Origin of the sequence: Streptomyces sp. RB17 (assembly GCF_009604455.1) — a bacterium.
Lineage (GTDB): Bacteria > Actinomycetota > Actinomycetes > Streptomycetales > Streptomycetaceae > Streptomyces.
Genome location: NZ_WEGL01000001.1, coordinates 12183 through 30942, shown reverse-complemented (window position 1 = coordinate 30942; position 18760 = coordinate 12183). Strand labels below are relative to the sequence as shown.

Here is an 18760-nt window from a genome sequence, read left to right as displayed (position 1 = left end):
CGCAGTTCCCCGCGCCCCTTGGGGAACTGCAGCACCGTCGGCTTCAGGAGGCAACCCGGCCGGCGCGGGCAGGCGATACCCACCCCGCCGGCCACAGCTCAGGGGACCACTCGGTACAGGACCTGTCCGGCCGGTCCCGCCGTCACCTTCCGAAGCCCGGGTCCGGCAAGACTCTCCGAGCCCACGACCCACTTCACGCCGTACTCCCGCAGCACCCCCGCCCGCGCAGAAGCAGACGTCCCCGCAGCGAAGTACCGCTCGACCGCCGCCTCCCGCCGCGCAGCGTCCCGCAGGAACACATCCGGATACCCCGGCGCCACGGTGTACGGCCCGTACGCGGGGATCTGCCGCGCCGGAGTCGTCCGGGCCATCACCACGTCCCCGTACTTCACCCACGGCGTGATCCAGTGGTACCCCACCCACGGCGTCCGGTACTTCGCGGCGATGGCAGAGGGAAGCGCAGCACGCCCCGTCACATAACCGAGCGTCCCGGCCTGCGTCCACGCGCCGACAAGCAGGGCGACACCCAGGACACACGCCCAGCCCACCCTCCCCATCGCCCGCCGCCCGGCCGAGACGGCCTCCAGCGCGGCCGCGAGCTGCGCCGGGATCAGCGCGGCGGGCAGGGCGCGGCCCCAGGAGTAGTGGCCGGTCAGCCCGCCCGCGGCGAACACCAGCACGCCGAGGACGAAGAACAGCACCAGCGGGTCCCAGCGGTCGCGGCGGAAGCGCAGCACCAGCGCCGCCACCCCGAGCAGCACCAGACCGAACCGCGCGGCCAGGTGCTCGTACAGCGGCTTGTGGATGGCCTCCAGGTCCGCGCCGGCGGAGAAGAGGGAGAAGAAGTCGTAGTACGGCCACAGCCAGAGCAGGAGCATGCCGAGGGCCAGCGCGGCGGACAGGCGCAACAGCGCCGGTCGGGACGGCCGCGCCGCAATCACCGTCGCCAGGGCGCCCAGAGAGGCCACCACGCCGGTGAACTGGTGGCACAGCAGGATCAGCGCCCAGAGCACACCGAGCCACAGCCACCTTCCCCACGCGGTCTCCTCCCGCGTCGCCCGCGTGAGCCAGGCCCAGAAGTGGAAGGTGAGGCCGAGCGCGAGAACGCTGGGGTACGACACCGTCAGCGCAAGGGAGTTCAGGCCCAGGAAGCCGGACCAGTTGAACAGCAGCGGGCCCCAGAGGAAGAGCAGGCTGAGCAGGGCAAGCGCGGGTGCCGTGGCATGGGAGCTGAGCGTGCGGACGTAGCGCCAGACCCCGGTGACCAGCAGTGTCAGCCCGACGAGCGCGGCGAGCCGCAGGACCACGAACACCGACAGGCCGGTCAGCCTGGCGACCAGGCCCAGGACCAGCATCCACGGCGAGTAGTAGGGGCTCGGCGTGTCCGCGTCGACCAGCGGGTTGCCGGGATGGAGCAGATGGTGGCTCAGGCGCTGGACGGTGGCCGCGTGCATGCCGAGGTCGCCCGCCCAGGGCAGGCGGACGATCACCAGGAGCAGCAGCACCACGACGAGCGCGGCGGCGGCCTGCGGCAGCACCCGGCCGGCCCGCGCGGCGCCCGGCGGGGACGGTGTGCGGCTCACCGGCTCGGTGTCAGACGGTGCGGTGCGCATCCTGCCGGAACACCCAGGTGCGGTAGACGAGGAACCGGAAGGCGGAGGCGAGCACGATCGACAGGGCCTTCGCCACATTCGATGCCAGCACGCTGTGCAGGCCGAGACCGTGGTAACCGACCCAGAACAGGCCGATTTCCATCACCACGCCCAGGCCGCTGAAGACGAAGAACAGGACGATCTGGCTGCGGGTGCGCGAGGACCGGTCGCGATAGGCGAAATACCGGAAGCCCAGGTAATTGGTCGCCATCGCGATACAGCTGGCCAGGACGGTCGCGGTCATCGCCTGCCAACCCAGGCCGTGCAACAGCAGGTTGAAGACCAGGAAATTGACGAGGACCCCGCTGCCGCCGACGATCCCGAATTTCACGACCTCCAGCACGACCCGCCTGACGGGCCGCCGGGCCGGAGCCGGCGCGGGGGGCGCTGCCGGGCGGGTCTCGGTGATCTCGGTGATCTCGGTGAGTTGAACAGTCACAGCGCCGACCCTATCCGAAAGGCGCCGATTAGCAGGAAACGGTAAATTCGCTGATCGTTTTTGTATAAGGGTCGGCAAGAACGGGAACGCCCCGGGCCGATTTCACGTCGGCCCGGGGCGCTCTCGGTCGTACGGCTACGAACTCGCCGTCGTACGGCTACGAATGCGTGCGCAGCAGCGTCCGCATCGTCCGCATCGCCACCGACAGGTTGGCGAGGTCGAAGGTCTCCGAACCGCGGATCTCCTCCAGGGTGCTGCGCGCCCGGCTCAGGATGGGCGCGTTCTTCTGCTCCCAGGCCTTGAAGCGCTGCTCGGGGGTGGAGGTGCCGTTGCCGGCCGCGAGGACGTCCGCGGTGAGCGCCGCGTGCGCCGCGTACAGGTCCTCGCGGATGGAGGCACGGGCCATGGACTGCCAGCGGTCGGCGCGGGGCAGCTCGATGATGCGGTCCATCAGCTGGGTGATGTCGAGCCGGTCGGCGAGGTCGTAGTAGATCTCGGCGACGTCCAGCGGCTCCTTGCCCATGCGGTCGGCCACCGACACGATGTCGAGCGACGGGAAGGCGGAGGAGAACCCGGCCACGCGCGTGGCGAGTTCGTCCGGGACGCCGGCCGCGGACAGCTCGTCGTACACGTGCTGGTACCACTCCAGGTCCGCGCCGCGCAGCAGCTTCGGCAGCTCCTGCCAGACCCGCTCGACCCGCTCGGCGAAGAACTCGACCGTCTCGGCGAGCCGCAGCGGCTGCGGCCGGTTGTTGAGCAGCCAGCGCGTGCCGCGCTCGACCAGCCGCCGAGAGTGCAGCCGGATCCGGGTCTGGACGGCCGCGTCGACCTTGTTGTCCAGCGCCTCGACCGCGTCCCACACCGGCGCCGAGCAGAAGATCGCGCGGGCCGCGGTCTGGGCCCGGACGATCTCCTCCAGGGAGGCGCCGGTCTCCTCGCGCAGCCGGTGCAGATAGGTCGTACCGCCCGTGTTGACCGTGTCGTTGACCAGCACGGTCGTGGTGATCTCACGGCGCAGCGGGTGGTTGTCGACGGCCTCGGCGAACCGCTCGCGCAGGGCCGTCGGGAAGTACGCGTGCAGCAGGCCGCGCAGGTACGGGTCGTCCGGCAGGGAGGTCGCCAGCAGCTCCTCGGCAACCGTGATCTTCGTGTACGCCATGACGACGGCCGTCTCCGGGCCGGTCAGGCCCAGGCCCTGGCCGAGGCGCTCGCGGATCTGACGGTCCGCCGGCAGGAACTCCAGCGCCCGGTCCAGGTGGCCCTCGCGCACCAGGTGACGCAGGAACCGCTGCTGGGCGTGGAGCATGTCCTTGGCCTGGAACAGGGCGTTGGCCAGGGCGGTGTTCTGCGCGTAGTTGTTGCGCAGGACCAGCGCACCGACCTCGTCGGTCATCTCGGCGAGCAGCTTGTTGCGCTGCTTGACCGTCATGTCGCCGTCCGCGACCAGGCCGTTCAGCAGGATCTTGATGTTCACCTCGTGGTCGGAGGTGTCCACGCCCGCGCTGTTGTCGATCGCGTCGGTGTTGATCTTGCCGCCGTGCGTGGCGAACTCGATCCGGCCGAGCTGGGTCAGGCCCAGGTTGCCGCCCTCGCCGACGACCTTGACCCTCAGGTCCTTGCCGTCGACGCGGATGGCGTCGTTGGCCTTGTCGCCGACGTCCGCGTTCGACTCCGCCGACGCCTTCACATAGGTGCCGATGCCGCCGTTCCACAGCAGGTCGACCGGCGACTGCAGGATCGCCTTCATCAGGTCGGCCGGGGTCATCTTGGTGACCTTGCCCTCGATGCCGAGGGCCTCGCGGATGTGGCTGTTGACCGGGATCGACTTGGCGCTGCGCGGGAAGATCCCGCCGCCCGCCGACAGCAGCTCGGTGTTGTAGTCGGCCCAGCTGGAACGGGGCAGCTCGAACAGGCGGCGGCGCTCGGCGTAGCCCGTCGCCGCGTCCGGGGTGGGGTCGATGAAGATGTGCCGATGGTCGAAGGCGGCGACCAGGCGGATGTGCTCGGACAGCAGCATGCCGTTGCCGAACACGTCACCGGACATGTCACCGATGCCGACGACCGTGAAGTCCTCGGTCTGCGTGTCCACGCCCAGCTCACGGAAGTGCCGCTTCACGGACTCCCAGGCACCGCGCGCGGTGATGCCCATGCCCTTGTGGTCGTAACCGGCCGAGCCGCCGGAGGCGAAGGCGTCGCCGAGCCAGAAGTTGTACTTCTCGGCGACCCCGTTGGCGATGTCGGAGAAGGTCGCGGTGCCCTTGTCGGCCGCGACGACCAGGTAGGTGTCGTCGCCGTCGTGCCGGACCACGTCCTGCGGCGGCACGACCTCGCCGGCGACCATGTTGTCGGTGATGTCGAGCAGGCCCGAGATGAACATCTTGTAGCTGGCGATGCCCTCGGCCAGCCACGCGTCCCGGTCCACGCTCGGGTCCGGCAGCTGCTTGGCGACGAACCCGCCCTTGGCGCCGACCGGCACGATGACGGTGTTCTTCACCATCTGCGCCTTGACCAGGCCGAGGATCTCGGTGCGGAAGTCCTCACGCCGGTCGGACCAGCGCAAGCCTCCTCGGGCGACCTTGCCGAAGCGCAGGTGCACGCCCTCGACGCGCGGCGAGTACACCCAGATCTCGTACGCCGGGCGCGGCGCCGGCAGGTCCGGGATGGCCTGCGGGTCGAACTTCATGGACACGTAGTCGTGCGGCTTGCCGCCGCGCGCTTCCTGGAAGAAGTTCGTGCGCAGGGTCGCCTTGATGACGGTCAGGAAGGACCTGAGGATCCGGTCCTCGTCCAGGCTCGCCACCTGGTCCAGGGCCGCGTCCAGCTCCTCCAGCAGGGCGTCGGTGATCTCGAGACCGGCCTTCTGCCGGTCCGGCGACATCCGGGCCTCGAACAGCGAGACCAGGAGCCGGGTGGTGTGGACGTTGTTGCGGAGGGTGTCCTCCATGTAGTCCTGCGAGAAGGTCGAACCGGCCTGCCGCAGGTACTTGGCGTAGGCGCGCAGCACCATCGCCTGCCGCCAGGTCAGCCCGGCGCTCAGTACCAGGGCGTTGAAGCCGTCGTTCTCCGCCTTGCCGGTCCAGGTGGCGGCGAAGGCGTCCTGGAAGCGCTCGCGGGCGTCGTCGGCGAGGTGGTCGCCGCTGCCCGCCTTGGGCATGCGCAGACCGAAGTCGTAGATCCAGGCCGTGGTGCGGTCCGCGCAGCGCAGTTCGTACGGCCGCTCGTCGGTGACCTCGACGCCGAGGCGGCTGAGCACCGGCAGCACGTGCGAGAGGGAGACCGAGCCGCCCTTCTGGTAGATCTTGAACCGGCGCTCCTCCGGCCCGGCGCCCACCGGCTCGTACAGGCTCAGGCTGAACGTCTTGTCCTCGCTGAGCTGCTCCAGGTGGACCAGGTCGGCGACCGCGGCGCGCGGGGTGTGGTCGGCCTTGTAGCCCTCGGGGAAGGCGTGGTTGTAGCGGCGCAGCACCTCGGCCGCGTGCTCCTCACCGCACTCGGCGGTCAGCGCCTCGGCGAACGCGTCGGCCCAGGACCGGGCGGCCTCGACCAGGCGGGCCTCGATGCGGTCCTTGTCGGCGTCCGACAGCTCGGGCAGCACGGTGCCCGGTGGGACGCGGACGACGAAGTGCAGCCGCGAGAGGATCGACTCGGTGTTCCAGGCGGTGAAGTCGACGCTGACGCCGCCGAGCTCCTCCTTCAGGATGTCGATGATCCGCAGCCGGACACCGGTGGTGTAGCGGTCGCGCGGGAGGTAGACGAGGGCCGAGTAGTAGCGGCCGTACTCGTCCTGGCGCAGGTAGAGCCGCAGCCGCCGCCGCTCCTGCAGGTAGAGGACGCTCGTGACGATGGACTGCAGCTCGGCGACGGGCGTCTGGAACAGCTCGTCGCGCGGGTAGGTCTCCAGGATCTGCAGCAGGTCACGGCCGTCGTGGCTGTGGGGCGAGAACCCGGCGCGCTCCAGCACCTCGTCGACCTTGCGGCGGATGACCGGGACACGGCGCACGGACTCGGTGTACGCGGCCGAGGAGAACAGACCGAGGAAGCGCCGCTCCCCCACGACGCTGCCGTCCGCGTCGAACTTCTTGACGCCGATGTAGTCCAGGTACGACGGCCGGTGCACGGTGGCCCGGCTGTTGGCCTTGGTCAGCACGAGCAGCTTGTGCTCGCGGGCCTTGGCGCGGGCGTCCGCCGGCAGCCGCTCGAAGGAGGGGCTGACCGGGTGCTTCTCGTCCTCTGCGTGGTGCGGGTCCGAGCGCAGTATGCCGAGACCGGTGCCGGGCACGGCGGCGAGCGTGTCGTCCTCGCGCAGCTGGTACTCGCGGAAGCCGAGGAAGGTGAAGTGGTCGTCGGCGAGCCAGCGCAGCAGTTCGCGGGCCTCCGCGACCTCGGGCCGGGGCAGATCGCCCGGGACGGGCTCGCTCTCCAGGCCGTCGGCGATCCGGGTCGCCGACTCCCGCATCTTCTCCCAGTCCTCGACGGCCTCGCGCACGTCGGACAGCACGCGCAGCAGATCGGCGGTGATCTGCTTCAGGTCGGCGCGGTCGGTCTCCCGGTCGGTCTCGACGTGGATCCAGGACTCGAAGTGCGCGTCGTGCGGCAGGTCACCGCCCGGCGGGGTCGGCAGGACCTCGATCAGCTTGCCGGTGAGGTCGCGCCGGACCACGAACTGCGGGTGGACGACGACGTGGATCCCGCGGCCCCGCCGGGTCAGCTCATTGGTGACCGAGTCGACGAGGAAGGGCATGTCGTCGGTGACGACCTCCACGACCGAGTGGCTGCAGGTCCACCCGTTCTCCTCCACGGTCGGGGTGTGGACCCGCACGTTCGCCGTGCCCTGGGGGCGGTTCTCGGCGAGACGGTAGTGCGAGACCGCGGCGCCGAAGACGTCGACCGGGTCGCGGTCGGTGAGGTCTTCCGGGGCGGTGTGCAGGTAGTAGCGCTGGAGGAACGCGAGCATGGACTCGCTGTCCGGGGTACCCGGGGAGCCCTCGCCCTCGGTCCCGGTCGGTAGGTGCCCCCCGACCGGGCTGTTCTCAGCTACCCGGGCAGCCCTCTCGAGCAACTCGGCCTTGGCTTCGTCCAGCTTGGTCTGCATTGTCCTCTGACTCCTGTCGCGCGCCGTTGCGTGACGTAGAAGGAAGTACGGTCTCTTTCCCTCCGGCTCGACGCCACGGCCCGGGGTGTCCGGTCCGCTTCGACGCTATGCCGCGAGGTGAGATGAGCGGGGGGTTTTCGGCCATTCTCGACACACCTGTCGGGTGTGACGCCGTTCTCTGCGCCGCCGTGTCCAGGGTTGTCCTCGGCGTCCCAGAGGCTCCTGCGGCCCCGACCCGCCCGCGAAGACCAGCGACCGCCGCCCGGTCACGGAGGTGCTCCGTGCAACCCGGGCGCAGGGCAGGGGCAGCGTCGCCCCCGCGAGATATCGCGCTGATCACGCCACCAGGCTATCGCTCCGCACCCGGGGCCCGTCATGAGCCGTATGTGTACAAAACCGAGGGGTGAAGTTTGACGTTCTGCACAGGGGTGGCGTGAGGCGTGGTGACGTATTCGGTCGGGTGGGGTTCGTGGGGTTTGGGTGGGTGAGGTGCGGCGGGGCGGCTGGAATGGCGTGGGGGCTGGGGTGGGACATGCGTTCGGTCGGGCGGCGGGGTGTCCGGTTGTACGGCGGCGGGCGTCCGGTCGCGCCGGTGGGGCGCGGACCGCACTCTGAGAACAGGGCACCCTGCCGCCAGGTGGGGCCCCGGCGCTCGGCCGAGGGCCGGAACCGCGACGGCCCCCTTGGCAAGCACGCCCGGTGTCGGCACGTTGCCCAGGGACAGTGCGTCCCGCCCAGGAGTACAGGAGCACCGGAGCACCCGGAGGAGCCGACATGCCCGCGAAGATCCTGATCGTCACCGGCGACGCGGCGGAGTCCCTGGAAGTCCTCTACCCGTACCAGCGCCTGCGCGAGGAAGGCTACGAGGTCCATATCGCGGCCCCTTCCCGCAAGACCCTCCGCTTCGTCGTCCACGACTTCGAGCCCGGCTACGACACCTACACCGAGAAGCCCGGCTACACCTGGCCCGCCGACCTGGCCTTCGCCGACGTGGACCCCGGCGAGTACGTGGCCCTCGTCATCCCCGGCGGCCGGGCCCCCGAGTATCTGCGCAACGACCCCGAGCTTCGCAAGATCCTCAAGGCGTTCTTCGACTCCGACCGGCCCGTCGCCCAGATCTGCCACGGCCCGCTGCTCACCGCGGCGATCGACAGTCTGCGCGGCCGCCGGGTCACGGCGTACCCCGCGCTGGAGCCGGACATGCAGGCGGCCGGCGCGAGCTTCCAGGACACCGAAGCCGTGGTCGATGGCACGTTGGTCTCCTCCCGAGCCTGGCCCGACCATCCGACCTGGATGCGCGAGTTCCTCAAGGTGCTGCGCTCGAAGGCACCGGCGAGCTGAGGGGCGGTGGGGGCGAGGTCTCGCCGTCGGGGTTGCGGTACCCCGCCGGACGGCTGACCCGTCGTGGCCGCTCGCGCAGTTCCCCGCGCCCCTGGGGAAAACGCAGCACCACTGGCCTCACCCCCACCGCTGAGGGCGGTCGCACCGCCGGGGAGGCGGCACCCCACCAGCGCCGGCGAGCGAGCCACCCCGTCGCCCAGCTGCAGCACAGGGCACCTCGCAAGCGCCGCCCCACCGCCGCGCACGGCCCCGCGGCTACGCCGCTATTCGCTGCGCTTCCTCCACCGCCTCGGCCAACGTGTCCACCACCGGCACCCCCACTTCCTCCAGACTGGCCCGGCTGTGCGACCCCCCGGTGTAGAGAACCGCCCGCGCCCCCGCACCTAGCGCCGCGACGGCGTCGTCCGCCGCGTCCCCGATCACCACGGTCCGCGCAGGCTTCACAACCTCGCTCAACGCGCCCAGATGCCGCACCATGTGCGCGGCCTTGCTCCCGCCGGACGGCCCGGTGCGCCCGTCGACCCGCAGAAAGTGCGTCTCTATCCCGAACCCCCGCACGAGCGGCACCAGTTCCTCGTGCACATACATACTCAGCAGCGACTGACTGTGCCCCGCCGACGTCCACCCCGCGAGCAATTCCACCGCGCCTTCGGTCAGACCACACCGCGCCCGGTGCTCGGCGTAGTACCGGTGGAAGACCTCGTCCATCAGCTCCCACTCGGCATCGGTCGGCAGCCGGCCGATGAGCCGCTCGTAGAACTTCGGCACCGGCACGCAGTACAGCGACCGGTACTGCTCCAGCGTGATCGGTTCCAGCCCGAGCTCGGCGAAGGCCGCGTTCGTCGCCCCGATGATCGCGTCATTGTCGTGGAACAGCGTGCCGTTCCAGTCCCAGACGATGTGCGCGCTCCCCTTCATCCCCATGCCAAAACCGTACCCGCCCCCACTGACAACGGGACCGGCCGATGAATCCGCCCAGGTCAGGTCGGGTCAGGCGAGTCCGACGAGGTGGGGGATCTCCTGCGTGGCGTACCACAGCAGCTCATGGTCGTCCGCGCCGTCCACGACGAACTGCGCGTCGTCGTCCCCACCGTCGGCGGCCTCCAGCGCGTCCGCCGCCGCGGCCACGTCCTGCTCCGCGTCATCGGCGTCGACATGCACCGCGGCCGCCTTGGCGAGCGGCAAGGTCGCCGTGACGGTCACCTCGCCGAGGGCGGCCGGGTCCAGCCCGCGGTCCGGGTCGGCGCTCGCGGCGCCGTCGGCCACGTCCACGGCGACCACGACCCGGCGCCGTACCGCACCCGGATCCGCCGCCAGCAGCCGCAGCGAGGCCAGCGCGGCCCTGCTGAGCGCCGCGTACTCCAGCTCCTCGATGTCCTCGGAGAGATACCACTCGCGCAGCGCGGGCGTGACGGCGTACGCCAGGAAGGGGCCGCTGCCCAGCTCGCCCGTCTTGTGCGCCTCGGCGAGACCGGGGAGGGTCAGGGGGACGTAGACGCGCATGCTGGCCGCTCTTTCCTGCTCAATGGCTCCGCTGAGGCCCCGGGAAGGCCCGCTGCCGCGTCTCCCGAGGGCCTTCAGGATACGTGCGCCGGGTCCCCTTTCGGGTCTGTGCCCAGGCCCCGGGAGCCGTCCATTCCAGGCCACGCATTCACCCGGTGCACCCGCCACGCCTCGGGGTCCGACGCGCCCCGCACCCCTCGGATAGGTGAACCTCCCCGCCCCTTCCGAGCCGTCCCCGCCCTCCTTGCCACCCCGCTCCCGGTCCCCGTACAAGATCCCCAGCAGCGAGTTACCGCCCGGTATCGCCCGGGCCCGCCGAACGGGGACCCCATGAACAAGGTCATGAGCCGCACCGCACCCAAGGCGACGAACCGCACTCCCCACCCCCGCCACCGCCCGCCGACCCGCCACGACACCCGCCGCCCAGGTGGCGCCCCGCCCCGCAAGCCGTCGATCAGGGGCCTACGGGACGACATGCCACCGGTCGTGCCCCGGAACACCGACACGGCCCGCGCAACGCCGGAGACCGCCCTGCCGCCGGCACGCCCCACCGACCTCTTCGCCGACCGCCTGCTGGCCGTCCTGAGCGGTCAGCGGCCCGTCCACTGGATGCTCCGCCACACCACCGGCCAGGCCTACGACGACCTGACCCGCCTCGCCGAACGCAGCCCCCTGCGCACCCGCGGAGCCCGCCCCGTCGTCCACGACATCGGCTACTACGTCCCCGCCGAGGGTGCCCTGGAGGTCTTCGCCCGCATCGCCGCCGGCGGCCAACTCCGCGCCCTCGCCTTCCGCCTGGAACGCGGCCAGGACCTCCGCTGGCGCTGCACAGCAGTGGAAACCGGCCCCCGCCCCTGAAGGAGCCACGCAGAAGGGCCGGGTCCCCAAAGGAACCCGGCCCTTCGCACACGGCTGAAGCGCCGCGGACGACCCGCTACTTCTTACGGCGCCGCCCACCCTTGGCCTGCCGCCGCCGCTCCGCCCGCGTCAGCCCGTCCGCCTCGGACCGCACCGGCTCGTCGTCCTCGAGGTCGCGCTCCACGATGCCGCCCTCACCGTCGACGGTCGGCGCCGAGAAGTGCAGATCCCGCCGCTGCGGAACGTCCAGCCCCTTCGCGCGGATCTCCGGACGCGCCCCGGCCTGCGCCGGAACCGTCTCCGGAACACCCTCGCCGACCGGCTCCGCGGCCTCGACCGGGACCTCCTCGACCTGCTGCTCGACCTGGACCTCCAGGTTGAACAGATAGCCGACGGACTCCTCCTTGATGCCGTCCATCATCGCGGTGAACATGTCGAAGCCCTCACGCTGGTACTCGACCAGCGGGTCCTTCTGCGCCATCGCGCGCAGGCCGATGCCCTCCTGGAGGTAGTCCATCTCGTAGAGGTGCTCGCGCCACTTGCGGTCGAGGACCGACAGCACGACCCGGCGCTCCAGCTCACGCATGATCTCGGAGCCGAGCTGCTCCTCGCGCGCCTCGTACTGCTGGTGGATGTCGTCCTTGATGGACTCGGAGATGAACTCCGCGGTCAGACCGGCCCGGTCGCCGGCGGCCTCCTCCAGCTCCTCGATGGTGACCTTCACCGGGTAGAGCTGCTTGAACGCACCCCACAGCCGGTCCAGGTCCCAGTCCTCGGGGAAGCCCTCGGAGGTCTCCGCGTGGATGTACGCGTCGATCGTGTCGTCCATGAAGTGCTGGACCTGCTCGTGCAGATCCTCGCCCTCCAGCACGCGCCGGCGCTCGCCGTAGATGACCTCGCGCTGCCGGTTGAGGACCTCGTCGTACTTCAGGACGTTCTTACGGGTCTCGAAGTTCTGCTGCTCGACCTGCGACTGCGCGGACGCGATCGCGCGCGTGACCATCTTGTTCTCGATCGGCACGTCGTCCGGCACGTTGGCCATGGCCATCACGCGCTCGACCATCTGGGCCTTGAACAGGCGCATCAGGTCGTCACCGAGGGAGAGGTAGAAGCGGGACTCGCCCGGGTCGCCCTGCCGGCCGGAACGACCGCGCAGCTGGTTGTCGATGCGCCGCGACTCGTGCCGCTCGGTGCCGAGGACGTAGAGGCCGCCGAGCTCCTTGACCTCTTCGAACTCGGCCTTGACGGCCTGCTCGGCCTTCTCCAGGGCGGCCGGCAGGGCCGCCGCCCACTCCTCGATGTGCTCCTCGGGGTCGAGGCCGCGCTGGCGCAGCTCGGCCTCGGCGAGGTCGTCGGGGTTGCCGCCGAGCTTGATGTCGGTACCACGACCGGCCATGTTGGTGGCCACGGTCACCGCGCCCTTGCGGCCGGCCTGCGCGACGATCGACGCCTCGCGCTCGTGGTGCTTGGCGTTCAGCACCTCGTGCTGGATGCCGCGCTTGCTGAGCTGCTGCGAGAGGTACTCCGACTTCTCGACGGACGTCGTGCCGACGAGGATCGGCTGGCCCTTCTCGTGCTTCTCGGCGATGTCGTCGACGACCGCCTCGAACTTGGCGACCTCGGTGCGGTAGATCAAGTCCGACTGGTCCTTGCGCACCATCGGCCTGTTGGTCGGGATCGGGACCACGCCGAGCTTGTAGATCTGGTGGAACTCGGCTGCCTCGGTCATCGCCGTACCGGTCATGCCGGAGAGCTTGCCGTAGAGGCGGAAGAAGTTCTGCAGGGTGATCGTGGCGAGCGTCTGGTTCTCGTCCTTGATGTCCACCCCTTCCTTCGCCTCGATCGCCTGGTGCATGCCCTCGTTGTAGCGGCGGCCGGCGAGGATACGGCCGGTGTGCTCGTCGACGATCATGACTTCGCCGTCGAGGACGACGTAGTCCTTGTCGCGCTTGAAGAGCTCCTTGGCCTTGATGGCGTTGTTCAGGTAGCCCACGAGCGGGGTGTTCACCGACTCGTAGAGGTTGTCGATGCCCAGCCAGTCCTCGACCTTGCTGACGCCGGCCTCGTGGATGGCGACCGTGCGCTTCTTCTCGTCGACGTCGTAGTCGCCGGTCTCCTCCATGCCCTTCAGCGGGTTGCCCGCCTCGCCCCTCTTCAGGCGCGTGACCAGCTTGGCGAAGTCGCCGTACCACTTGGTGGCCTGGTCGGCCGGGCCCGAGATGATCAGCGGCGTACGGGCCTCGTCGACGAGGATGGAGTCGACCTCGTCGACGATGGCGAAGTTGTGTCCGCGCTGGACGAGCTCGTCCTTGGACCACGCCATGTTGTCGCGCAGGTAGTCGAAGCCGAACTCGTTGTTCGTGCCGTAGGTGATGTCGCAGTTGTACTGCTCGCGGCGCTGGGCCGGGGTCATGCTGGCGAGAATGCAGCCGACGTTCAGGCCCAGGAACTTGTGGACGCGGCCCATCATCTCGGAGTCGCGCTCGGCCAGGTAGTCGTTGACCGTGACGATGTGGACGCCCTCGCCGGACAGGGCGTTCAGATACGCGGGCAGGGTGCCGACGAGGGTCTTGCCCTCACCGGTCTTCATCTCGGCCACATAGCCGAGGTGGAGGGCGGCTCCGCCCATCAGCTGCACGTCGTAGTGCCGCTGGCCGAGGACGCGCTTGGCGGCCTCGCGGACCGTGGCGAAAGCCTCGGGGAGCAGGTCGTCCAGGCTCTCACCGTCTGCGTACCGCTGCTTGTACTCATCGGTGAGGGCCCGCAGCTCGGCGTCGGAGAGGTTCACGAAGTCCTCTTCGATGGAGTTGACCTGGTCCGCGATGCGGTGCAGCTTGCGCAGGATCTTGCCTTCGCCTGCACGCATGATCTTCGAGAGGACGGACACGGGGGTTTGTCTCCTTGCCGGTCGGGCCTGGGACGGTCGGTTTCCATTTGACGTACTGAGCAACGGCCATCGTATGCGAGACCCCGGCTGGGCCGGGAGGCCTGGCGCCCTGACGGCTGCATCGTGGCTGCTTCATCGCTGCCTCATCCACGACAACGGACGGGACACGCGGATAGTGCCGCATCGGCGCGAGGATTTGCGCGAACCGTGGTCACGTGCTCACGTATAGCGAAAATCGATGGCCCGGCCGCGTACCGCCGAGCACAATCAGCCGATGGAACCCGTCACACTCACCACGGACCGCCTGATCCTGCGCACGGTCGGCACGCACGACACCCAGGCGGTGTACGACGCCGCGCAGGACCCCGAGATCCAGCGCTGGACCACGGTGCCCTCGCCGTATCTGCCCGAGCACGCGAGCGGCTTCACCGAGGAGCTGGTCCCCGACGGCTGGGCGCAGGGCTCGATGTTCACCTTCGGTGTGTTCCTGACCGGCGGGGACCTCGCCGGCATGCTCGGTCTCACGATGCGTTCGCTCGGCGTGGCGGAGGTCGGCTTCTGGGCGGCCAAGGAGCACCGCGGCCACGGTTACGTCACCGAGGCCACGTTGACCGCCTGCCGGTGGATCTTCACCGCGGTCGGCGTCGACCGGGTCGAATGGCGTGCCGAGGTCGGCAACCGCGCCTCCCGCGCGGTGGCGGAACGCGCGGGGTTCACCATCGAGGGCACCCTGCGCTCCGCGCTCAACAACAAGGGGGTGCGCCGGGACTGCTGGGTCGGCTCCCTGCTCCCCTCGGACCTGGGCCTGCCGTCCACGGCGCCGTACCTGCCCGCGCGCGGCTAGCGAAGCCGCAGGTCACGGCGGATTGTCAGTGGCGCCCTCTATCGTCCGGGGCATGACGACCCTTCCGCGCCCGACCACCACCCTCACCGCGGACGACGCCCGCCGCATCGCCCTGCGGGCCCAGGGCTTCCTCGGCGCGCCCGACCGGCGGGCCGGAGTGCGCGGCGTGCTGCGCCACCTCGGCGCGGTCCAGCTCGACACGATCTCGGTCCTCGCCCGCTCCCACGAACTCGTGCCGTACGCCCGGCTCGGCGCGGTCGGCCGCAAGACGGTCGAGGCCGCCTACTGGCAGGGCACCCACGCCTTCGAGTACTGGTCGCACGCGGCGTGCATCCTGCCCGTCGAGGAGTGGCCGCACTTCGCCTTCCGCCGCCGCGCCTACCGCGACCGCCCGCACTGGAACCACGAGCTGCCCGAGGGCGTCTACGACCAGGTCATCAAGCAGCTGCGCACGGAAGGCCCGCTGACCTCCACGGAACTGGGCGGCGCGAAGAAGACGAGCGACTGGTGGGACTGGTCCGGCACCAAGGTCGCGGTGGAGCGCGCGCTGATGTACGGCGAGGTGGTGTGCGTCGAGCGACGCGGCTGGAAGCGGGTGTACGACCTGGCCGAGCGCGCCGTCCCGGAGGCGCTGCTGCACGACGAGCTGGACGACACCGAGTGCCTGCGCCGCCTGGTCCGGCTGGCCGGCGAGTCCCTCGGCGTCGGCACACGTGCGGACATCGCCGACTACCACCGCCTCAAGGGCGAGCAGGTCGACGCGGTGATCGCCGACTCGGGTCTGGTGCCGGTCGAGGTCGAGGGCTGGGGGAGGCCGGCCTGGGCCGATCCGGCGGCCGTGGCGACACCGCCGCGCGGCAGGCACCGCACCACCCTGCTGTCGCCGTTCGACTCGCTGATCTGGGAGCGGGCTCGCACGGAACGGATCTTCGGCTTCACCCACCGCCTGGAGGCGTACGTACCGAAGCCGAAGCGGGTCCACGGCTACTTCGCGATGCCGGTGCTCGCGGGCGGCCGGCTGGTCGGGCGGGTGGACCCGGCGCGCGAGGGCCGCACGCTGGTGGCCAGGCAGGTCACCCTGGACGGCCCCAAGGCGGTCCCGGCGGTCGCCGAGGCCCTGGTCGAAGCGGCGAGCTGGGTGAACTGCGCGGACGTCCGCGTGGAGCGGGTGGACGAGCCCGGCCTGCGCGAGCCGCTGACGAGGGAACTCGCCGTCCTGCTCGGGTAGGCGCTAGCGGATCTCGAGGATCTTCTCCCGCATCGCGTAGACCACGGCTTCCATCCTGGAGTGCAGCTGGAGCTTCTCCAGGATGTTGCGGACGTGGTTCTTCACGGTGTTCTCGGAGATGAACAGCTCCTTGGCGATGTCCCGGTTGTTCATCCCGGTGGCGACGAGCTTGAGCACCTCCAGCTCCCGGTCGGTCAGCCGCGGCGCGGGCACCAGCCGGCGCTCGTCGGTGCGCTGGATCATCGACTTGAACTCGGTGAGGAGCTTGGACGCCATGGACGGGCTGATCTGCGACTGCCCGTCGGCCACCGCGCGGATGGCGGTCGCCACCTCGTCCGTGGAGATCTCCTTCAGAAGGTATCCGGTCGCGCCCGCCTTGATCGCGTCGTAGAGGTCGGCCTCCTCGTCGCTGATCGTCAACATGATGATCTTGGCGCTGGGCGCGACCTCCTTGATGGAGGTGCAGGCCTCGATCCCGCCGCGCTTGGGCATGCGGACGTCCATCAGCACGATGTCGGGCAGCAGGTCGGCGGCCTTGTCCACGGCCTCGGCCCCGTCACCGGCCTCGCCGACGACCTGGATGTCCTCCTCGGCCGCGAGCACGATCTCCAGGCCGCGCCGGAAGAGGGCGTGGTCGTCCACGACCAGGACCCTGATCGGCTCCGCAGGTACGGAGCCAGCGTCCGGGTCCATGCCGATGACACCGTCGTCGCCATCCTCGTCCCGCATCGGTCCGAAGGTGTCCGCCATCGTTCCTCCCCCTGAAGGCTGTGGCCTGTGGTCCTGTGCCATCGCCAACCCAAGGCAGCGGCCCACCGGTTGGGCCGGTCCGGCCATGATTTCATGCCCGGGCTACGCCGGGGTGACGGACGAGGCGTGATCTGGTCGCACACTGGTGCCCCTGGGGGCGCACACGCGCTTCCAGGGGCACCGGCACGATAGGGGCCGGACGGGTCAGCCGCCCAGCATGCCACCTGCCGCGGGGGACTGCGCCTCAGCGACCATCGGGTCCGTGCTGAGGTGGATCACGCCGTAGTCGTAGGCGTGTCGCCGGTAGACGACGCTGGGTTCCTTCGTCTCGGCGTCGACGAACAGATAGAAGTCGTGGCCGACCAGTTCCATCTCGTAAAGAGCCTGGTCGAGGCTCATCGGGGCGGCGACGTGGGTCTTCTCGCGGACGACCAGGGGGCCTTCTCCCTTGACCTCCAGCGAGCCGATCTTCTTCGTCGGCACGCCGTCCGTCTCTTCCTCCTGCACGGCGAGGCCGTTGCCGTTCAACGTCGCCGCGCCCGGGACGTGGTCGGGAACCTCGGCCGCCGAGATCCGGCGTGCGCCTCGGCGGGAGAAACGCTTGTCGTGCTGCTTGCGAAGCCTGGCGTCCAGCTTCTCCGCCGCCAGGTCGAGTGCCGCGTACGGGTCGCTGGCCGCGGCCTCCGCCCGGATCACCGGACCGCGGGAGCGGAGGGTGATCTCCACTCGGTCACAGCGGTCGGCCTGTCGGGGGTTGGGCTCCTTGGACACCTCGACGTCGAGGCTGATCACCTTGGCATCGAGCCTCTGGATCTTCTCCAGCTTCAGCTTCTCGGCCACGTGCTTGCGGAACCGCTCGGGCACCTCGGTCTTGCGGCCTTTGACGACGATGTCCACGCAGAACTCCGTTCCCGGATCGCTCCGCTCCATCGGCGGAGCATCTCCCTTTTGCACCAGGTCCGGTGAGCACCGGACCTCGGACTCGGTGACTTCCACCTCCTCCTCCCCCAAGGGCGAGATCTCCACCCCACCGGCACGGGTGATTGCCGAAAACCCGTGGCACGGCATTCCGATATGAGAGGTGTGGCCTGCGCCTTTCCTCACAACCGAACATATCTCGCCCGGACGGATGTCGTCACCCTCTACTCCGGCGTACCTCCGTTCAGGTGAATTACCCCTCTCACTACCTGCAACGATGCAGGTCTGCGGTCAGTGCCTGTTCATTTCGAAAGAATCCAGCGGAGCGGCGATCACGGCCGCATGAAGCGCATGCCGGAGGATGTTCACGGCCGCCTTTTCCGGTGCACCGTGCACCCACTTCCCGCTCTCCCAGCGTGCTCCGTTCCGTCGTTCATCCCTTCCTTCCCGAGTTACGGCTCCGTACACGACTGTTCTCACTCCAGTTCCCTCCTCTGCCACCTCTCGGACGGCCCGCGCCGCCTCCGCGAGACTGGCGCCGGTGGTGATCAGGTCGTCGACAAGCACGACGTGCCCCTCCCCGAGCAGCCGGCCGCCGCCCGCCGTCACCTCCAGCGCACCCGCGAGGTTCGCCAGGCGGCTCCGCGCGTCCAGCCCCGCCTGGTCCGCCACCGGCCGCCGCTGACGCAGCACCGCCGCCACCCGGGCCGGCGTCCCGGTGCGCCGCAGCTCCCCGGCCGCAGCGAGCGCCATCCGCCGCACCGGATCGTGCCCACGCGCCCGTACGGCCCACCGGGCGGAGGGCACGGGCACGAGCAGCACGGGCCGGAAACTCCCGCCGAGCCCCGCCCGCACGGCTCCCGCCAGGGCCGCGCCCAGGGCTCCCGTGAGGGCCAGCGCGCCCCGTTCCTTGTGCGCGAGAAGCAGTGTGCGCACCTGCTCCGCGTACGGCGCCACCGCATGCACCACCGGCAGCCCGGCCGGCTCCGGCACCGGCCGCACCCGCCGCGGCGCGCGTCCGCACAGCGCGGCCCGGCACCGCGGGCAGAGCACCGTACGAGGTGCTCCGCAGCCCGTGCAGTCGGTCGGCAACACCAGGTCGGTGAGGTCCTGCCACCACCCCCGCATGTCCACCACTGTGCCAAGGCCGGGGCGGCCCGGCCACCCCTGTGGACAACGCCCTGTGGACAACGCGGAGAAACGCGCACTGCCCCTCACCCACATGGGGGGAGGGGCGGTGCCTGGCGC

Annotated in this window: 13 protein-coding genes; 4 read left to right on the top strand and 9 right to left on the bottom strand. The window is 70.2% G+C overall.

Annotated elements, in window-relative coordinates; genetic code table 11:
- Positions 1 to 98: 98 nt before the first annotated feature.
- From SRB17_RS00120 to SRB17_RS00110, 3 genes are all read right to left on the bottom strand, one after another.
- On the bottom strand, positions 99 to 1613 hold the full coding sequence (locus SRB17_RS00120) for a hypothetical protein (protein WP_228395804.1): 1515 nt from the start codon (positions 1611 to 1613) through the stop codon (positions 99 to 101).
- Positions 1594 to 2091: a GtrA family protein gene (locus SRB17_RS00115; RefSeq protein ID WP_323374765.1), complete on the bottom strand. Its 498-nt coding sequence runs from the start codon at positions 2089 to 2091 to the stop codon at positions 1594 to 1596. Before SRB17_RS00115 ends, SRB17_RS00120 begins: the two co-directional genes overlap by 20 nt.
- Before the next feature lie 157 nt (positions 2092 to 2248).
- A complete protein-coding gene (locus SRB17_RS00110) occupies positions 2249 to 7183 on the bottom strand; it encodes an NAD-glutamate dehydrogenase (protein ID WP_153533515.1) in 4935 nt (1644 codons plus the stop codon).
- Between the two features lie 774 nt (positions 7184 to 7957).
- On the opposite strand from SRB17_RS00110, the gene SRB17_RS00105 reads away from it, so the two are divergent.
- On the top strand, positions 7958 to 8524 hold the full coding sequence (locus tag SRB17_RS00105) for a DJ-1/PfpI family protein (protein WP_153533512.1): 567 nt from the start codon (positions 7958 to 7960) through the stop codon (positions 8522 to 8524).
- Between the two features lie 255 nt (positions 8525 to 8779).
- Here the strand turns inward: SRB17_RS00105 and SRB17_RS00100 are convergent, their stop codons facing one another.
- Both SRB17_RS00100 and SRB17_RS00095 read right to left on the bottom strand, forming a co-directional pair.
- Positions 8780 to 9448, bottom strand: coding sequence for an HAD family hydrolase (locus SRB17_RS00100; RefSeq protein WP_153533510.1), 669 nt, complete (start codon positions 9446 to 9448; stop codon positions 8780 to 8782).
- 66 nt (positions 9449 to 9514) lie between these two features.
- Complete coding sequence (locus tag SRB17_RS00095) at positions 9515 to 10027, bottom strand: DUF6912 family protein (protein ID WP_153533508.1); 513 nt, start codon at positions 10025 to 10027, stop codon at positions 9515 to 9517.
- Positions 10028 to 10357: 330 nt separating this feature from the next.
- Between SRB17_RS00095 and SRB17_RS00090 the strand changes: the two genes are divergently transcribed.
- Entirely contained in the window at positions 10358 to 10885 is a 528-nt protein-coding gene (locus SRB17_RS00090; RefSeq protein ID WP_153533506.1) for an Rv3235 family protein, read from the top strand.
- A 76-nt stretch (positions 10886 to 10961) separates the two neighbouring features.
- Here the strand turns inward: SRB17_RS00090 and secA are convergent, their stop codons facing one another.
- Complete coding sequence (gene secA, locus SRB17_RS00085; RefSeq protein WP_323374764.1) at positions 10962 to 13772, bottom strand: preprotein translocase subunit SecA; 2811 nt, start codon at positions 13770 to 13772, stop codon at positions 10962 to 10964.
- A 274-nt stretch (positions 13773 to 14046) separates the two neighbouring features.
- On the opposite strand from secA, the gene SRB17_RS00080 reads away from it, so the two are divergent.
- Entirely contained in the window at positions 14047 to 14616 is a 570-nt protein-coding gene (locus SRB17_RS00080) for a GNAT family N-acetyltransferase (RefSeq protein WP_153533504.1), read from the top strand.
- A gap of 52 nt (positions 14617 to 14668) precedes the next feature.
- The gene (locus SRB17_RS00075) at positions 14669 to 15844 is read left to right on the top strand and encodes a winged helix-turn-helix domain-containing protein (RefSeq protein WP_153533502.1); all 1176 of its coding nucleotides are present in this window, start codon (positions 14669 to 14671) and stop codon (positions 15842 to 15844) included.
- Positions 15845 to 15847: 3 nt separating this feature from the next.
- Here the strand turns inward: SRB17_RS00075 and SRB17_RS00070 are convergent, their stop codons facing one another.
- From SRB17_RS00070 to SRB17_RS00060, 3 genes are all read right to left on the bottom strand, one after another.
- Positions 15848 to 16594 carry a response regulator gene (locus SRB17_RS00070; protein ID WP_153533500.1) on the bottom strand — a complete coding sequence of 249 codons (747 nt, stop codon included), beginning with the start codon at positions 16592 to 16594 and terminating at the stop codon, positions 15848 to 15850.
- 204 nt (positions 16595 to 16798) lie between these two features.
- On the bottom strand, positions 16799 to 17491 hold the full coding sequence (gene hpf / locus SRB17_RS00065; protein ID WP_416237028.1) for a ribosome hibernation-promoting factor, HPF/YfiA family: 693 nt from the start codon (positions 17489 to 17491) through the stop codon (positions 16799 to 16801).
- A gap of 312 nt (positions 17492 to 17803) precedes the next feature.
- Positions 17804 to 18640 carry a ComF family protein gene (locus tag SRB17_RS00060; RefSeq protein WP_153533496.1) on the bottom strand — a complete coding sequence of 279 codons (837 nt, stop codon included), beginning with the start codon at positions 18638 to 18640 and terminating at the stop codon, positions 17804 to 17806.
- Positions 18641 to 18760: the final 120 nt, after the last annotated feature.